The following is an 18,351-nucleotide window of genomic DNA, read 5'->3' on the forward strand; positions in this document are numbered from 1 at the left end:
GGTGGGCGCGCGGCGCGCGCCGCTGACCCCCGAGCAGCTCGGGCTGTGGCTGCACGACGAGCTGGACCCGGGTACCGACCTCTACGTGGAGCCGGTCTGGTTCAGCACCACGGCCCGCGTGGACCGGGGCCGGCTGGCCGCCGCGCTGCGCCGGGCGGTCGCCGCACACCCCGCGTTCGGCGCCGGGCTGCGGCTCGTCGACGGCCTGCCCGAGCTGGTCCTCGACCGGCATCCGCCGACCGTGGAACTGGTCGACCTCGCCGACGGCCCCACCCTCGACGCGGCCGTGCGGGAGCGCGCCCGCCGCCCCTTCGACACGGCGGCCGAGCCGCTGCTGCGCTGCGCCGTGCTCGGTTCCGGCGACCGCACCGACCTGCTGCTGGTCTGGCACCACCTGGCGGTCGACGCGTGGTCCCTGCGGCTGTTCCTGGCCGACCTGGCCCGCTGCCACGACGACCCGGTCTGGTCGCCCCCGCCGCCCGCCACCACGCTGTGCGACCTGAACCTGCGCCGGTCGGCCCGGGTCGCCGGCGCCGCCGTCCGGGAGGCCGTCCGCGCCACCGCCGCCCGGGTGCGCGGGATCGCCGAGCCGGCCCCGGTGCCCGGCGGCACCGGCCGGACCGTGGTGACCCGTCCGGTGCGCGCCACGGCCCGGGCGCTGACCCGGGCGGGCGACGGCACCGTGACCGAGCTGGCCGCCGCCGCGTACGCGCGGGCACTCGGCGCGCTGCTCGACCGGGACGCGGTGGTCGTCGGCTGCGCCACCACCACCCGCCGGGCCGCCGACGAGTTCGACGTCGCCGGGTACGCGGTCAACACCGTGCTGCTGCCCTGCACGGACCTGCGGGCGTCCTGGCCCGACACCCTGCGCCGGATCCGGTCGGAGCTGCGTCGGGCGGTGGCCGAGCAGGCCCCGTTCCGGGAGGTGGCGGCCGAGGTGCTGCGGGGCACCGGCGCGCCGCCCGGCGCCTACCCGACCTGCTATCTCGACTCCGTGGAGGAGCCCGAGCTGGTCACCGGCCGGGTCACCTGGCGGCGGCGGGAGCTGCACCGCTCCGCCAACCGTTTCCCGGTCTGCCTGACCCTGCGTCAGCACCCGGGCGGGGCGCTGTCCGTCCTCGTCGAGGCCGACGGGCGGGCGCTCACCCCGGACGCCGCGGCGGCGCTCGCCGCCGCCGTCACCGACCAGCTCGACGCGTACGCACAAGGAGACCCCGATGGCACGGACGATCGCGTTGCGCCAGGTCAGCGAGGGACGGTCCGGGTGCCTGCTGACGGTTGAGTTCGCCGGCGACTCCGCCGGCCCCGGCCTCGCCGCCACCCTCGCCGAAGCCGACGCCGGAGCCGAGGTCGAGGCCGAGCCCGGTGTCGACGGGGCGGCGGGAGCCGGGGCGGGGTGCCGGTCCGGCGGGCCCGGGCGGGACGGCCGGCACGAGATCTGGCGGCTGGACCCGGTGACCAGCCTGGAGCTGCACCCGGGGCTGCCCGGCCACCGCGACCTGGCGGACGCCTGCGCGGCGGAGTTCCTCCGGCTGCGGCCCGCCGACATCGGCCCGGTGACGGTCGTCGGCTACTGCAGCGCGGCGGTCTTCGCCCACCACCTGGCCCGCGCCCTCGCCGACGCCGACGGACCACCGGTCCACCTGGTCCTGGTCGCGGCGACGGTGCCCGACGAGGAGACGGTCCGCCACGAGTACGCGGTGCTGCACCGCAAGCTCACCGGCGAGCCCGCGCCGGCCGGACCGGTCCCGCTGCTCGCCGACCCTGACGCGACCGTGGAGCGGCTGCGGCACGAGCTGACCCGGCTCGCCCGCGCCTTCGCCACCGCCAACGGGTTCGACCCGGCGGAGGCGGAGACCGCGGCCGACGAGATCGCCGGCCGGTACCTCGCCTGGCTCTGGTTCCTGCTGGACGCCGCCGGCACCGGCCCGGCCCCGGTGCCGTGCCCGGTGGTCGAGGCGCGCGACGACGCGGAGGCGCTCGGCCTGCTGCGGGCGTGGACCGTTGACGGGCAGACCGCCGGCACCGGCGCAGACACCGCGGGACGCGCTGACGGGAACGGACCACGCGACCGGGGGGCCGCGATGACGGGACGACGGGGGACGCGATGACGACGGACGGACGACGCGACCGGGGGACACGATGACGACGGACGGGACGCGCGACGGGGGCAGCCCGGTCGCGGAGGTCGTGGCGGACGCCTGGCGCGCGGCGCTGCGGGCCGACCACGTGACGACGGAGGACAACTTCTTCGTGCTCGGCGGCGACTCCCTGGTGGCCGCCCGGATGGCGGCCCGGCTGCGCGCCGCCCTCGACGTGCGGGTGCCGCTGGCCGCCGTCTTCGAGCACCCCACGCTGGGCGAGTTCACCGCCGCGCTGCGCGCCGAGCACGGTCCCGCCGTGGACGAGGCCGCCGCGCTCTACCTCAGCGTGCTGGCCTGCTCGGACGCCGAGGCCGAGACGATGCTCGGGCGTCTCGATGACTGACGTGCTCTCCCCGCGCCAGGCCGCGCTGCTCGCCGCCCTGCGCGCCCGGCGCGCCGCCGCCGACGGGGACGCGGCCGTCCCCGGCGCGGACGCGATCATCCCCGGCGGCGGGGCTGCCGACCGCGTCGCCTCCGCCGGGCAGCGGCAGATGTGGTACCTGGCGCAGGCCGACCCGGGCGACCCGGCGTACCTGGCGCCGGTGGCGTGGCGGCTGAGTGGCCCGCTGGACCTGCCCGCCCTGAGCGCGGCGCTGGACGCGGTGGTCGCCCGGCACGAGCCGCTGCGCACCACGCTGACCGCCGAGGGCGACCGGGTGGTGCCGGTGGTCGCCGCGCCGCCGACCGGCCTGCTGGCCGTGCTGGACCTGACCGGGCTGGCCGCGTCCGCGCGGGAGGACGAGCTGGCCGCCCGCCTCGCCGCCGAGGCGGCCACCCCGATCGACCTGGGCGGCGGCCCGGTGCTGCGGGCCCGCCTGCTGCGCCTCGCCGACACCGACCACGTGCTGGTGTTGACCGCGCACCACGCGGCGGTGGACGAGTGGTCGCTGCGGATCGTCGCCGACGAGCTCTCCGAGGCGTACGCCGCCCGGCTCGCCGGCCGGTCCGCCGAGCTGCCGGCGCTGCCCGTCACGTACGGCGACTACGCGCGGTGGCAGCGGCGGTGGCTGGCCGGGCCGGAGGCGGAGGCGCAGCGGCGCTGGTGGCGGGAGCGGCTCGCCGGCGCGCCGCCGGTGCTGGAGCTGCCCACCCCCGGCGCCCGGCCCGCCGCGCCGTCGCACGCCGGTGCCACGGCCACGTTCCCGCTGGGCGTCGCGCCCGACGCGCTGCGGGCGCTGTGCCTGCGGCTCAACGTCACCCCGTACCTGCTGCTGCTCGCCGCGTTCCAGGTGCTGCTGGCCCGGTGGACCGGCCGGTACGACGTGCCCGTCGGCACCCCGGTGGCCAACCGCGGCCGCCCGGAGACGGAGCCGCTGGTCGGCCTGTTCGTCAACACCGTGGTGATCCGGACCGACCTGACCGACGACCCGACCTTCGCCACCTGCGTCGCCCGGGTCCGGGCCGAGGTGCTGGCCGCCCAGGAGCGGCAGGAGCTGCCCTTCGGGAGCGTGGTCGAGGCGGTGCGCCCGGCCCGGCACGCCGGGCACAGCCCGCTGTTCCAGGTGATGTTCGTGCACGCCGACGCGCCCGCGCCGCTGCGGCTGCCCGGGATCGACGCGACCTGCGTCGAGGTGCCGACCCACACCGCGAAGTTCGACCTGACCGTGGCCGTACGCCCCGGCGCGGACGGGCTCGACGCCGTGGTCGAGTACCGCACCGACCTGTTCGACGCGGCGACCGTGGCGCGGCTCGCCGGACACTTCCGGACCCTGCTGGCCGACCTGCTCGCCGACCCCGACGTCCGGATCCGCGACGCCCGGCTGCTCGCCGCCGAGGAACGTCGACGGATGCTGGTGGACTGGAACGACACCGCCACCGCCGCGCCGCCGGACGACCGCGTCCACGCGCTGGTCGGCCGGTGGGCCCGGGAGCTGCCCGACGCCCCGGCGGTCGCCGACGACGCGCGCACCCTGAGCTACGGGGAACTCGACGCCCGCGCCGACGCGCTGGCCGCGACGCTGCGCGCCGAGGGGATCGGCGCGGGCGACCTCGTCGGCGTCCTGCTGGAGCGGTCCGCCGCGCTGCCGGTGGCGCTCCTCGCGGTGCTGAAGGCCGGGGCCGCGTACGTGCCGCTGGACCCGACGCACCCGCCGGCCCGGCTGGCGTACCTCCTGGCCGACAGCGGCGCGCCGGTGGTGCTCACCGCCGCCCGGCTGCGGCACCGGCTCCCCGCGGGGGCGGTCCGCCCGGTCGAGGTCGACCCCGACGCGGCGCCGCCGACCGGGGCGGCTCCGGTGTCCGTGCCGACCGGCCCGGACGACCTTGCCTACGTCATCCACACCTCCGGCTCGACGGGCCGCCCGAAGGGCGTGATGGTGACCCACCGGGGCGTGGTGAACTACCTGCGCTGGGCGGGCGCCGCGTACCGGCTGGGCCCGGGCGACGAGGTGCCGGTGCACTCGTCGATCGGCTTCGACCTGACGGTGACCAGCCTGCTGGTGCCGCTGGCCGCCGGCGCGACCGTCCGGCTGCTCCCCGACGACCTCGGGCCGGAGGGGCTCGGCGAGGCGCTGCGCGCACGGGGCACGCCGTACGGGCTGGTCAAGATCACCCCCGCCCTGTTGGAGATCGTCAACCGGCAGGTCGGGGCGACCGGGGCGGCGGGCCGGACCCGGGCGTTCGTCATCGGCGGGGAGAACCTGCGCGCCGACCAGGTGGCGCTGTGGCGGGACCACGCCTCCGGCACCCGGCTCGTCAACGAGTACGGCCCGACCGAGACCGTCGTCGGCTGCGCGGTGTACGAGGTCGGCCCCGACACCGCGCGGACCGGCTCCGTGCCGATCGGCCGGCCGATCGCCAACACCACCCTGTACGTGCTGGACGACCGGCTCGACCCGGTCCCCGTCGGCGTCACCGGCGAGCTGTACGTCGGCGGTGCGGGCGTGGCCCGCGGCTACCTGAACCGGCCCGGGCTGACCGCCGAGCGGTTCCTGCCCGACCCGTTCGCCGCCGGGGGCGGGCGGCGGCTCTACCGCACCGGCGACCTGGCCCGGTGGCGTCCCGACGGCGTCCTGGAGTTCCTGGGCCGCGCCGACGGGCAGGTCAAGCTGCGCGGCCACCGCATCGAGCCCGGCGAGGTGGAGGCGGCGCTGCGCCGGCTCCGGCCGGACAGCGACGTCGCCGTCGTGTTGCGCCGCGACGACCCCGACGACCCCCGGCTGGTCGCCTACCTCACCGGCGACCCGGACCCGGCCGCGCTGCGCGCCGGGCTGCTGGCGGAGCTGCCCGCACACCTGGTGCCGGCCGCGTTCGTCGGCGTCGACGCGCTGCCGCTGACCGGCAACGGCAAGCTCGACCCGGCCGCCCTGCCGCCACCCCCGGGCCGCCCGCCGGTGGACCCGCCGGCGCCGGCGGCGGACCCGCCGGCCGGGGGCGCGCCGGTGGCACCGCCGGTAGGCGATGTCGCCGCGGCCGAGCGGCTCGTCGCCGAGGTGTGGCGGGAGGTGCTCGGCGTCGACCGGGTCGGCGCCCGGGACAACTTCTTCGACCTGGGCGGGCACTCGCTGCGGCTGCTGGCCGTGCACCGGTTGCTGGTCGAGCGGCTCGGTCCGGTGCTCACCGTGACCGACCTGTTCCGCCACACCACCGTCGCCGCGCTGGCCGGGTTCCTCGCCGGCGTCGCCGCGCCGCCGGCGGTCCCGGCGCCCCGCGCGGCCCCTGCCGCCACGCGTACGGGGGTGCCCGGGGACGCGATCGCGGTGGTCGGGATGGCTCTCCGGTTTCCCGGCGCCCGCACCCCGGAGGAGTTCTGGCGGCTGGTCCGCGACGGCGTGGAGGCCGTCCGCGAGTTCCGCACCGAGGAACTGCTCGCCGACGGGGCCGACCCGACGCTGATCGGCGACCCCGCGTACGTGCGGCGGGGCACCGAGCTGCCCGACGTGGACCGCTTCGACGCCGAGTTCTTCGGCTTCACGCCACGCGAGGCGCAGGTGCTCGACCCGCAGCACCGGCTGCTGCTGGAGTGCGCCTGGGAGGCACTCGAACGCGCCGGCCACGACCCGGAGGCGTACGCGGGGCAGATCGGGCTCTTCGCCGGCTCCGGCCGGGCCGACTACCTGTCGGAGCACCTGCGCGACGCGCCGGAGGAGATCCGGGCGCTCGGGGAGTACCAGCTCGCGCTGAGCAACGACAAGGACTTCCTGGCGACCCGGGCGTCGTACAAGCTGAACCTGACCGGGCCGAGCGTCAGCGTCGGCACCGCCTGCTCCACCTCCCTGGTCGCGGTGCACCTGGCCCGGCAGAGCCTGCTCGCCGGCGAGTGCGACCTGGCGCTGGCCGGCGGGGTGAGCGTCTTCCCCGCCCAGCGGCAGGGCTACCTGCACCACGACGGCGGGATCTTCTCCCCGGACGGGCACTGCCGCCCGTTCGACGCCGACGCCCGCGGCACCATCGCCTCCAGCGGGGTCGGCATCGTGGTGCTGCGCCGGCTCGCCGACGCCCTCGCCGACGGCGACCTGGTGCACGCGGTGATCCGCGGCTCGGCGGTGAACAACGACGGCGCCCGCCGGGCCGGCTACTCGGCCCCCGGCGTCGCCGGCCAGGCCGAGGTGGTCAGCCGGGCCCTCGCCGTGGCCGGGGTGGACCCCCGCACGGTCGGCTACGTCGAGGCGCACGGCACCGGCACCAGCCTCGGCGACCCGATCGAGGTCGCCGCGCTCACCGAGGCGTTCCGCCGCGGCACCCCCGACACGGGATTCTGCGCGCTCGGCTCGGTCAAGGCCGCCATCGGGCACACCGACGCCGCGGCCGGGGTGGCCGGCCTGATCAAGACCGTGCTGGCGCTGCGGCACCGCACCCTGCCGCCGGTGGTCAACCTGCGCCGGCCCAACCCCGCCATCGACTTCGCCGCCAGCCCGTTCCACCTGCCGACCCGGGCCCGGCCGTGGCCGGGCGACTCCGGGCCGCGCCGGGCCGGGGTGAGTTCCTTCGGGATGGGCGGCACGAACGCCCACGTCGTGCTGGAGGAGGCCCCGCCGTCCGCCGCCGCGCCGCCGGCCGTCGCGCCACCCGCCGGTCCGCACCTGCTGGTGCTCTCCGCGCGTACGCCCGCCGCGCTGGACCGGGCCACCGACGCGCTGCGCGCGCACCTCGACGCGTACCCCGCGCTGCCGCTGGCGGACGTGGCCGCGGGCCTGGGCCGGCGGCGGCAGATGGCGCACCGGCGGGCCGTCGTCTGCACCGACCGGGCCGACGCCCTCGACGTGCTCGGCGACCCGGCGCGGCTGCTCACCGCCGCGACCGACGGCGACGCCGGCCTGGCCTTCGTCTTCCCGGGCCACGGCGCGCAGCACGTCGGCATGGGCGCCGGCCTGTACCGGGCCGAGCCCGGCTACCGGGCGGTCGTGGACCACTGCGCGGAACTGCTGCGCGAGCCGCTCGGGGTGGACCTGCGGGCGGTGCTCGACCCCGCGCCCGCCGACCGGGCCGAGGCGGAGCGCCTGCTCGCCGAGCCCCGGATCGGCCAGCCGGCGCTCTTCGTCACCGAGTACGCGCTGGCCCGGCTGCTGGTCGAGCGGGGCCTACGCCCCGACACGGTGGCCGGGCACAGCCTCGGCGAGTACGTCGCCGCCTGCCTCGCCGGGGTGTTCTCCCTCGCCGACGCGCTGCGGCTGGTGTGTGCCCGCAGCCGCCTCGCGCAGGGCACCGGGCCGGGCGCGATGCTCGCCGTCGCCCTGCCGGAGCCCGAGGTGGGCGCGCTGCTCGGCGACGACCTGGCGCTCGCCGCGGTCAACGCGCCCGGCCTGTGCGTGGTGTCCGGCCGGCCCGACGCCGTCGCCGCCCTGCGCCGGCGACTCGACCGCGACGGGGTCGAGACCCGCCCGCTGCACGCCGACCGGGCCTTCCACTCCGCGCTGCTCGACCCGGTGCTCGACGACTTCCGCGTCGAGGCGCGGCAGGTCGGTTACGCCGAGCCGACGACGACGTTCCTGTCGAACGTCACCGGCGCCACCGCGGGGCCCGGGGAGGTCACCGACCCGGAGTACTGGGTGCGGCACCTGCGCGGCACGGTCCGCTTCGCCGACTGCGCCGCGCTGCTGGCCGACCGGGGCCTGGTCGTCGCCGAGGTCGGCCCCGGGCACACCCTCGGCGGGCTGCTGCGCCAGGGCGGCGCGCGGCCCGACCGCGTGGTGCAGGTCATGCGCCACGTCCGCGCCGACGCCGACGACCACCGCGTGGCGCTCGACGCCGTGGGCCGGCTCTGGCTCGCCGGCGTACCCGTCGACTGGTCCGCCTTCCACCCCGGGCCGCACCGCCGGGTGGAATTGCCCACCTACCCGTTCGAGCGGCAGCGGCACTGGGTCGACCGCACCGTCCCCGCCCCGCGCCCTGCCCCGCCGCCCGGCGCGGAACCCGCCGTGCCGCCGTCCGGCGTGGAGCCCGCCGTGCCGCCGTCCGGCGTGGAGCCCGCGTCGTCGTCCGGCGCGGCGGCTGCGTCCCCTGGGGACGGCGGTGGCGTCCCGTCCGGCGTGGACTCGCCGGAGCGCGGCAACCGGCCGGCGCTGACCACCGCCTACCTCGCCCCCCGCACCGAGGCGGAGCGGGCGGTGGCGGAGATCTGGTCCGAGCTGCTCGGCGTCGCGCCGGTCGGCGCGCACGACGACTTCTTCGCCCTCGGCGGCCACTCGCTGCTCGCCACCCAGGTCGTCGCCCGGGTGCGCGCCCGGCTCGGGGTGGCGCTGCCGATCGAGGCGGTGTTCGCCCGGCCCACCGTCGCCGGGGTCGCCGCCGCCCTGCCGGCCGCGCCGGAGCCGGCGGTGCCGCCGATCCCGCGCGCCACCGACCCCGGGCCCGCCCCGGTCTCCTCCGGGCAGCGCCGGCTGTGGTTCCTGGAGCAGGTGCACGACCAGGTCGCGTACGCGGTGCTCACCGCCCTGCGGCTGCACGGCGACCTGCGTGTCGACGTGCTCGCCGCCGCGCTGACCGAGCTGGTGCGCCGGCACGAGGTGCTGCGCACCGTGGTCCGCCCGGCCCCCGACGGCGGGGACCCGGTGCAGGTGGTCCTGCCCGCCGCGCCGGTCGACCTGCCGGTGGTCGACCTGGCCGCCGAGGGCGCCGACGACGCGGACCTCGCCGAGCGGGAGCGCGTGGCGCTGGTCGCCGAGGCCCGCCGGCCGTACGACCTGGAACGGGGGCCGCTGTTCCGGCCCGTCCTGTTCCGCTCCGGGCCGGGGCGGCACGTGCTCTGCCTCGCGATGCACCACATCGTCTCCGACGGCTGGTCGCTCGGGGTGATCCGGGCCGACCTGGGCGCCCTCTACGACGCCTTCGCCGCCGACCTGCCCTCGCCCCTGCCCGACCTGCCGGTCCAGTACGCCGACTACGCCCGCTGGCAGCGGGAGCGGGCCGCCGCCGACTCCGCCGACCTGGCCTACTGGACCGAGCGGCTGGCCGGCGCGACGGGCACCCTGGAACTGCCCACCGACCGGCCCCGCCCGCCGGTGCAGACCTTCGACGGGGCGGTGGCCCGGCTGACCCTGCCGCCGGCGCTGACCGAGCGGGTCCGCGACCTCGGCCAGCGGCACGGCGCCACCCTCTACATGACGGTGCTCGCCGCCGTGCAGGCGCTGCTGTTCCGCTACACCGGGCAGCGTGACATCTGCGTCGGCTCCCCGGTGGCCGGCCGGGTCCGCGCCGAGCTGGAGCCGATGGTCGGCTTCTTCCTCAACAGCATCGTGCTGCGCACCACGCTGGACGGAGACTGGAGCGTCGCCCGGCTGCTCGACGAGACCCGCCGCACCGCCCTGGCCGCGTACGACCACCAGGAGACGCCCTTCGAGCGGGTCGTCGACGCCCTCGACGTGCCCCGGGACCTCAGCCGCAACGCCCTGTTCCAGGTGATGGTGAACCTGCTCAACCTGCCCGAGCAGGACCTGGCGATGACGGGCCTGCGGGTGGAGCAGCTCACCGTCGAACCGGGCACCGCCCAGGTCGACCTCGCCCTGTACGCGTACGACCGGCCGGACGGGCTGCTGTGCTGCCTGGAGTACAACACCGCGCTGTTCGACCCGGGCACCGCCGAGCGGATGCTGGCCCACCTGGAGACGCTGCTGACCGCGTTCGTGGCGGACCCGGACGGCCGGCTCGCCGACGTGGAGATCCTGACCCCCGCCGAGCGCCACCGACAGCTGGGGGAGTGGAACGCCACGGACGCGCCGGTCCCGGCGGTCGGGCTGGCCCGGCTGGTCGAGGAGCAGGTGGCCCGCACCCCGGACCGCCCCGCGGTCACCTTCGCGGGCCGCACCCTCAGCTACGCCGAGCTGAACGTGCGCGCCAACCGGCTGGCCCGGCGGCTGCGCCGGGTGGGCGTCGGACCGGACGTGACGGTCGCCGTGTCGATGGAACGCTCCGCCGACCTGCTGGTGGCGCTGCTCGGCGTGCTCAAGTCCGGTGGCGCGTACGTCCCGCTGGACCCGTCGTATCCGCTGGACCGGCAGCGCTGGGTGCTGGACCACAGTCGCGCGGCGGTGCTGGTCACCGAGCCGGCGCTGGCCGACCGGTTCGCGGACTTCGCCGGCCCGGTGCTGCGCGTCGACGACCCGTCCCTGGCCGTCGAGTGCGCCGCCGACCCCGATCCGGTCACCACGCCCGGGCACCTGGCGTACGTGCTCTACACCTCCGGCTCCACCGGCCGGCCCAAGGGTGTGCGGGTCAGCCACGCCTCGGTGGTCAACCTGCTCACCGCGATGCGGCACGCGCCGGGCCTCACCGCCGACGACACCCTGGTCGCGCTGACCACCTTCGCCTTCGACATCTCCGTGCTGGAGCTGTTCCTGCCGCTGGTGGTCGGCGCCCGGGTGGTGGTCGCCGGCCGGGATGTCGGCTACGACGCCGCCGGGCTGGCCGCGCTGCTGCGCGCCGAGGGGGCCACCGTCGTGCAGGCCACCCCGGCCACCTGGCGGCTGCTGATCGCCTCCGGCTGGACCGGGATGCCGGGGCTGAAGGCGCTCTGCGGCGGCGAGGCGCTGCCTCCGCCGCTGGCCCGCGACCTGGCCGCCCGGGTCGGCGAGCTGTGGAACATGTACGGGCCGACGGAGGCCACCATCTGGGCCACCGCGGCCCGGATCGCGCCGGACGCGCCCGAGGTCACCATCGGCCGGCCGATCGCCAACCTGCGGGCGTACGTGCTCGACGAGGCGCTGCGGCCGGTGCCCGTCGGGGTGGTCGGCGAACTCTGGCTCGGCGGCACCGGGGTGGCCCGCGACTACCTCGACCAGCCGGGCCTGACCGCCGACCGGTTCCGCCCCGACCCGTACGCCGACCGGCCGGGCGCCCGGCTCTACCGCACCGGCGACCTCGCCCGGTGGCGTCCCGACGGCACCGTCGAGTGCCTCGGCCGCAACGACTCCCAGGTGAAGGTGCGCGGCCACCGCATCGAGCTGGGCGAGATCGAGGCGGCGCTGCAACGGCACCCGGCGGTGCGGGAGGCGGCCGTCGTGGTGCGCGACATCGACGGCGAGCCGGCCCTGGTCGCGTACCTCGCGCCGCGCCCCGAGCCGCCGGACGGGGGGGCCGGCCGGTGGCGGACGTTCCTGCGCGACTGGCTGCCCGACTACATGGTCCCGACGACGTACGTGCCGCTCGACGCCCTGCCGTTGACCGACAACGGCAAGGTCGACCGCAGGGCCCTGCCGGCGCCCGAGCGCGGCGGGCCGCGCGGCGACGTCGGCGCGGCGCCGGCCACCCCGCTGCAGGCCGCCCTCGCCGAGCGCTGGGCGCGGGTGCTCGGCTACGACCGGGTCGGCATCGACGACGACTTCTTCGACCTCGGCGGGGACTCGTTCACGGCGATCCGGGCGCTCAGCGGCATCGAGCCGCCGATCAGCGTGCTGGACCTGTTCCGCCACCCGACGATCCGCGGCCTGACCGGGCACGCCGACGCCGCGGCGGGCGAGCCCGACCGGCTGCTGCACGAGCTGACCCCGCCCCGGGCGACCGCGCCGGCGGTGACGGTGCTCTGCGTACCGTTCGCCGGGGCCGGCGCGGTGACCTACCAGTCCCTGGCCGCCGCGATGCCCGCGCACGTCGCGCTCTACGCCCTGCAACGCCCCGGGCACGACCTCAACCGCCCCGACGAGCCGGCCCTGGGCATGACCGAGCTGGTCGAGCGGTGTGTGGCCGAGGTGACCGCCGGCATCTCCGGGCCGGTGCTGGTCTACGGCCACTGCATGGGCGGCGCCACCGCCGTCGAGCTGGGCCGGCGGCTGGAGGCGGCCGGAGTCGACGTGCGCCGGGTGGTCGTCGGCGGCCACTTCCCGGCGCCCCGGCTGCCGGGCCGGTTCGCCCGCTGGTTCCGCCGCGCCTTCCCGATGGAGCGCTGGACCTCGAAGCGGCACGCGCTGGACTTCCTGCGGGCCATGGGCTTCTTCACCGACGTGCTCGACGAACGGGAGAAGGACTTCCTGATGGGGGTCTTCCTGGCCGACACCAGGGTCGGCGAGGACTACTACACCGACGTCTACGCCCAGGGGCTGCCCCGGCGGCTGGCCGCCCCGATCGTCTGCGTGGTGGGCACCGGCGACCGCGCCACCGAGCTGTACGAGGAGCGCTACCTGGAGTGGGGGTTCTTCTCCGACTCGGTCTGCCTGCGCACCATCGAGGGCGCGGGGCACTACTTCCAGAAGCACCAGGCCACGGAGCTGGCGGACATCATCCTGGCCGACCCGCCGGACGCGGCGGGCCCCGCGTCGGCTGTTCCCGCGCCGGCCGTCGCGGCGCAGTCAGTTCCCGCGCCGGCTGTTCCCGCGCCGTCAGTTCCCGCGCCGGTTCCGCCGGCCCGCTCCGGGCTGGCCACGTTCTTCCTGGTCGCGTTCGGGCAGCTCGTGTCGCTGGTCGGCACGGGGCTGACGGGGTTCGCCCTGTCGCTGTGGGTCTACCAGCGCACCGGCTCGATCTCCTGGTTCGCGCTGGCGTCGGTGCTGGCGCTGCTGCCGGCGGTGGTCCTCTCACCGATCGCCGGCGCGCTGGCCGACCGCTGGGACCGCCGGCTGATCATGGTTTGCGCCGACTCCTTCGCCGCCTGCGGCACGGTGGTCCTGGCGGTGCTGCTTTGGACCGGCCGGGCGCAGCTCTGGCACGTCTTCGCGGCGCTCACGGCCAGCGCGCTGGCCACCGCGTTCCAGCAACCGGCGTACCTCGCGGCGGTGACCCAGCTCGTGCCCAAGCGGTACTACGGCCGGGCCAACGGCCTCATCTCGCTGGGCACCGCGACCAGCACCGTGCTCGCCCCGCTGGTCGGCGGCGCGCTCGTGGTCGCGATCGGCCTGCGCGGCATCGTCCTGATCGACCTGGTCAGCTTCGCCGTCGCGGTCGGCATCACCCTCGCCGTACGCTTCCCCGACACCCTGTTCAAGCGGCGGGAGGAGTCGTTCGGACAGGAGGTCCTCGGGGGTTGGCGGTTCATCGCCCGCCGGCACGGCCTGCTCGCGATGATCGTGCTGACCGCGCTGCTCAACTACTTCTTCGCCGTCGTCGAGGTGCTGGCCACCCCGCTGACCCTCTCCTTCGGCGACCCCTCCGTGCTCGGCGTGGTGCTCGCCGCCAGCGGCGCCGGGTTGCTGGTCGGCAGCATCCTGATGGGCGTGTGGGGCGGTACGGCGCGGCGGACCACCGGCATCCTGACCGGCGTGGTGCTGCTCGGCGTAGCGATGCTGATGGTCGGACTGCGTCCGGACCCGGTCTTCCCGGCGGTGGGCCTGTTCGGGCTGGGGCTCGCCTCGGCGCTGGTCAACACGCACTGGCTGGCCATCGTGCAGGCCAAGGTGGGGCTGGAGCTGCAGGGCCGGGTGCTCTCCACCACGCTGATGCTCTCCTGGCTGATGGTGCCCGCCGGGTTCCTCACCGCCGCCCCGCTCGCCGAGGGGGTCTTCGAGCCGCTGATGGCTACCGGCGACGGCGTCGCCGGGTCGCTCGGCGCGGTGATCGGGCACGGGCCCGGCCGGGGGATCGCGCTCACCGCCGTCGTCGCCGGGCTGTGCACCCTGGCGCTCGCCGCCGCCGGGTGGGCGTACCGGCCGATCCGGCGGCTGGAGGACGAACTGCCGGACGCCGACCCGGGCACGGTGATCGTCAGCGACAAGGACCGCATCCAGGAACTCGCCGACCGGCGGCTGGCCGAGCTGACCGGCGCCCGCTGACTGGTGAGGAGATGACGGTGCGCGGCGGTGGGCTCGCTCACCGGCCGGTCACCGCGCGGCCGAATCGTTCGGCGACGTCCTGGATCAGCAGGTTCGACGGGGTGCGGAATTCGTCGAAGCGACCGTCGATCGACCGGTCGAGCAGCGACTTGTGCCGCTCGGACGGTAGGCCCGCCAGGCCGAGGAACCAGCCGAGCACCTGCCGGCAGTGCCACTCCCAGCCGCCGTCGGCGCAGGTCCGGTCGACCACCACGGTGACCAGGTGCGCCACCGCCCGTTCCCAGGCGGCCGGGTCGGCGCGGTCGGCGGCGATCAGCGGTAGGAACCGGTCGAAGCGCTCGGCCAGCTCCTCCAGCCACCCCCGCCACTCGACCAGCGCCTCGGTGACCACGTCGAGCGTCTGCTCGGGGTCACCCATGCTGTCGGCGGGGCAGCACCAGGCGTGGACGGGGCCGCCGCCGAAGTCCGCCTCGCCGACGCCCCACCGCCAGCCCGATGCCCAGTGCCCGTAGTGACCGACGATCGCGAAGCTCATCTCGTCGGCCCACCGGGTGCCCTGCCGCTGCCCCCACTCGTGCACCTCCGGTCGGCCCGACCGGCCGGGTGGTCGGGTGGGAACAGCGGCGGCCGGCGGCAGCGACCGGACGACGGCGGGGGCGGAGACCGGATCGAACGGCTGCCGGGACGGCTCCACCTCCGCCCAGGTCAGGTGCCAGGGCACGATCATCGGGTCATAGCTGGGGAGATAGGGCGCGTCTGGCGCGTCGGGCAACGAGGCGTCCTCCGGTGGCTCGCGGTCTGACCCGCCCACCCTAGTGGGCCCGGCCGCGGCGCCGCTGTCAACGCCCGCCTTGATCTGGCGGCGCCCGGTCCGGACCCGCGAGAGGTGTCGGGCCGGTACGACGCGCACCGCGTCGGGTGGTGCGCCGGCCGGCCGGATCGGTCAGGATGACCTGGGCGAGGGCACCGCCGGGCCGAGCCGCGGCCGACGGCGCGACCGCCGACGGAAGGAGACCCGTGTCGTCCACTCTGCTCTCCCGTCGCGACCTGCGGTTCCTGCTGCACGACTGGTTGGAGGTGACCCGGCTGACCGAGCGGCCCCGCTACGCGGAGCACTCCCGGGAGACCTTCGACGCCGCGCTGGACCTCGCCGAGCGGGTGGCCACCGAGCGGTTCGCCCCGCACAACCGGGCCGCCGACCTCACCGAGCCGACCTTCGACGGCCGGCGGGTGCACATCATCCCGCAGGTCAAGCAGGCCCTCGACGTCTTCGCCGAGACCGGCCTGCTGGCCGCCGGCATGGACGCCTCGATCGGCGGGATGCAGTTGCCGCACGTCGTGCAGGCCGCCTGCTTCGCCTGGTTCCAGGCCGCCAACATCGGCACCTCGGCCTACCCGTTCCTGACCCTCGGCAACGCCAACCTGCTGCTGGCGCACGGCAGCGCGGAACAGATCGACACCTGGGTCCGGCCGATGGTGCAGGGCCGGTTCTTCGGCACCATGTGCCTGTCCGAGCCGCAGGCCGGCAGCTCGCTGGCCGACATCACCACCCGCGCGGAGCCGCAGGACGACGGGACGTACCGGCTGCACGGCACCAAGATGTGGATCTCCGGTGGCGACCACGAGCTGTCGGAGAACATCGTCCACCTGGTGCTCGCCCGGATCCCCGGCGGCCCGCCCGGGGTGAAGGGCATCTCGCTGTTCATCGTCCCGAAGGTGCTGCTCGACGCCGACGGCGCCCCCGACGCGCGCAACGACGTGGTGCTCGTCGGCCTCAACCACAAGATGGGCTACCGGGGCACCACCAACACGCTGCTGAACTTCGGCGAGGGCGTGCACCGGCCGGGCGGTCGCCCCGGCGCGGTCGGCTACCTGGTCGGCGAGCCGCACCAGGGTCTGCCGCAGATGTTCCACATGATGAACGAGGCCCGGATCGGGGTGGGGGCGGGCGCCACCGCCCTCGGCTACACCGGCTACCTGAAGTCGCTCGCGTACGCCCGCCAGCGGCCGCAGGGCCGCCCGGCCGCCGACAAGGACCCCACCGCGCCGCAGGTGCCGATCGTCGCCCACCCCGACGTGCGGCGGATGCTGCTGGCGCAGAAGAGCTACGTGGAGGGCGCGCTGGCGCTCGTCCTCTACTGCGGACGGCTGCTCGACGAGGAGAAGACCGCGCCGGAGGCGGCGGACCGGGAACGCGCGCGCCTGCTGCTGGACGTGCTCACCCCGATCGCGAAGAGCTGGCCGTCGCAGTGGTGCCTGGCCGCCAACGACCTGGCCATCCAGGTGCACGGGGGCTACGGCTACACCCGCGACTACGACGTCGAACAGCACTGGCGCGACAACCGGCTCAACCCGATCCACGAGGGCACCCACGGCATCCAGGCGCTGGACCTGCTGGGCCGCAAGGTGACCATGCGCGGCGGGGACGGGCTCGCGCTGCTGGTCGAGACGGTCCGCGCCACGGTCGCCCGGGCGTGGAAGACCGAGGGCGAGGCCGCCGAGCTGGCCGGCCCGCTCGGCGCGGCCCTGGACCGGGTCACCCTGGTCACCCGGCGGCTGTGGAGCACCGGCGACCCGGCGGTGGCGTTGGCCAACGCGAGCGTCTACCTGGAGGCGGTCGGCCACGTGGTGGTCGCCTGGATGTGGCTGGAGCAACTGCTCGTCGTCGAGGCGGCCGGCGGCCCGGGCGACGGGCCGGACGCCGACCTGCACGCCGGCAAGCGGCAGGCCGCCCGGTACTTCTTCCGCTTCGAGCTGCCCCGCACCGGGCCTCAGTTCGACCTGCTGGAGAGCCTCGACCGGACCACGCTGGAGATGCGTGACGACTGGTTCTGACCGCCCCGCGCCACCGTCCGCCGCCGCACCCGACCTGCGCGTGACGGTGCGGGGCGGGTCGGCCCGCCCGTCGGCTGACCGACCGGCCCGCCGCCTCAGCCGTCGGCGAGCAGCCGGTCGCGCACCTCGCGGCGCAGGACCTTGCCGATCTGCGAGCGGGGCAGGTCCTCGACCAGGACGACCCGGCGGGGCACCTTGTACGCGGTGAGGTACTGCCGGCACGCGGCCCGGACGGCGGCCTCGTCCAGGTCGGCCCCCTCGTGCGGCACGACCGCCGCCACCACCTCCTCGCCGCCGTGCGCGCCGGGCAGGCCGACCGCCGCGGCGTCGCGCACGCCCGGGACGCGGCGCAGCGCGTCCTCCACCTCGGACGGGTAGACGTTGAACCCGCCGGTGATGATCAGCTCCTTGATCCGGTCGACCACCGTGACGAAGCCGTCGGCGTCCGTCACCACGATGTCCCCGGTGCGCAGCCAGCCGCCGGGCAGCAGCACCGCCGCCGTCTCCTCCGGGCGGCGCCAGTAGCCGGCGAACACCTGCGGTCCCCGGACCAGCAGCTCGCCCGCCTGGCCCGGCTCGCGGTCGCGCGCGGGGTCCTCCGGGTCCACGATGCGGATCTCGGTGGACGGGAACGGCACCCCGACGGTGCCGGGACGCCGGGCGGGGGAGACCGGGTTGCCCAGCGCCACGGGGGAGGTCTCGGTCATACCGTAGCCCTCGACGAGCAGCCCGCCGGTGACCGACTCCCACACCTCGACCGTCGCCGGGGGCAGCGCCATGGCGCCGGAGATGGCGTACCGGGCCGAGGTGAGGTCGACGCCGCGTTCCCGGGCTGCGGTGGCGAGCTTCTCGTAGATCGGCGGGACGGCGGGCAGGAACGTCGGCGGGCGGCGGCGTGCCGCCTCCAGGGTCTGGTCGAGGTCGAAGCGGGGAAACAGCACCAGCGTGGCGCCGATGCCCACCGCGAAGGTGAGGCACAGCGTCAGCCCGTACGCGTGGAACAGCGGCAGTACCGCGTACACCGTCTCCGCGCCGTCGCGCAGGCCCGGCACCCAGGCGCGGCCCTGCGCCGCGTTGGCCCGCAGGTTGCGGTGGGTCAGGACGGCGCCCTTCGGCGTGCCGGTGGTGCCGCCGGTGTACTGCAGCAGCGCCGTGTCGTCCGGGCCGGGGGCGGGGTGCTCGGCGGCGAGCGGCGGGCCGGCGGCGACCAGGCGCTCCCAGGGCAGCGCCCCCGGCGC

7 protein-coding genes are annotated in these 18,351 nt (G+C 76.6%); 5 read left to right on the forward strand and 2 right to left on the reverse strand.

Annotated features, from left to right (window positions below; all coding sequences use genetic code 11):
- The 4 genes from AB0L34_RS25785 to AB0L34_RS25800 form a co-directional block, all read left to right on the forward strand.
- Positions 1-1,282: condensation domain-containing protein (locus tag AB0L34_RS25785; RefSeq protein ID WP_363707313.1), on the forward strand; the 1,282-nt coding region annotated here is incomplete at its 5' end.
- Positions 1,218-2,111, forward strand: coding sequence for a hypothetical protein (locus AB0L34_RS25790; RefSeq protein ID WP_363707315.1), 894 nt, complete (start codon positions 1,218-1,220; stop codon positions 2,109-2,111). The genes AB0L34_RS25785 and AB0L34_RS25790, both read left to right, overlap by 65 nt.
- 31 nt (positions 2,112-2,142) lie before the next feature.
- Positions 2,143-2,487 (forward strand): phosphopantetheine-binding protein, encoded by a 345-nt coding sequence (locus tag AB0L34_RS25795; protein WP_363707317.1) that lies wholly within the window; start codon positions 2,143-2,145, stop codon positions 2,485-2,487.
- Positions 2,480-14,278, forward strand: coding sequence for an amino acid adenylation domain-containing protein (locus tag AB0L34_RS25800; protein WP_363707318.1), 11,799 nt, complete (start codon positions 2,480-2,482; stop codon positions 14,276-14,278). The genes AB0L34_RS25795 and AB0L34_RS25800 overlap by 8 nt, the downstream gene beginning before the upstream one ends.
- Before the next feature lie 37 nt (positions 14,279-14,315).
- Here AB0L34_RS25800 and AB0L34_RS25805 read toward each other — a convergent pair whose 3' ends face one another.
- A complete protein-coding gene (locus AB0L34_RS25805; protein WP_363707320.1) occupies positions 14,316-15,050 on the reverse strand; it encodes a hypothetical protein in 735 nt (244 codons plus the stop codon).
- Between the two features lie 245 nt (positions 15,051-15,295).
- Between AB0L34_RS25805 and AB0L34_RS25810 the strand changes: the two genes are divergently transcribed.
- A complete protein-coding gene (locus tag AB0L34_RS25810; RefSeq protein ID WP_363707322.1) occupies positions 15,296-17,113 on the forward strand; it encodes an acyl-CoA dehydrogenase in 1,818 nt (605 codons plus the stop codon).
- 95 nt (positions 17,114-17,208) lie between these two features.
- On the opposite strand, the gene AB0L34_RS25815 is transcribed toward AB0L34_RS25810, so the two are convergent.
- Positions 17,209-18,351: AMP-binding protein (locus AB0L34_RS25815; RefSeq protein WP_363707324.1), on the reverse strand; the 1,143-nt coding region annotated here is incomplete at its 5' end.

This window comes from Micromonospora sp. NPDC052213 (assembly GCF_040679695.1).
Classification (GTDB): domain Bacteria; phylum Actinomycetota; class Actinomycetes; order Mycobacteriales; family Micromonosporaceae; genus Micromonospora.

Coding starts and splice junctions, on each gene's coding strand:
- AB0L34_RS25790 (WP_363707315.1), top strand. CDS start 1,218: ATGGCACGGACGATCGCGTTGCGCCAGGTCAGCGAGGGACGGTCCGGG.
- AB0L34_RS25795 (WP_363707317.1), top strand. CDS start 2,143: ATGACGACGGACGGGACGCGCGACGGGGGCAGCCCGGTCGCGGAGGTC.
- AB0L34_RS25800 (WP_363707318.1), top strand. CDS start 2,480: ATGACTGACGTGCTCTCCCCGCGCCAGGCCGCGCTGCTCGCCGCCCTG.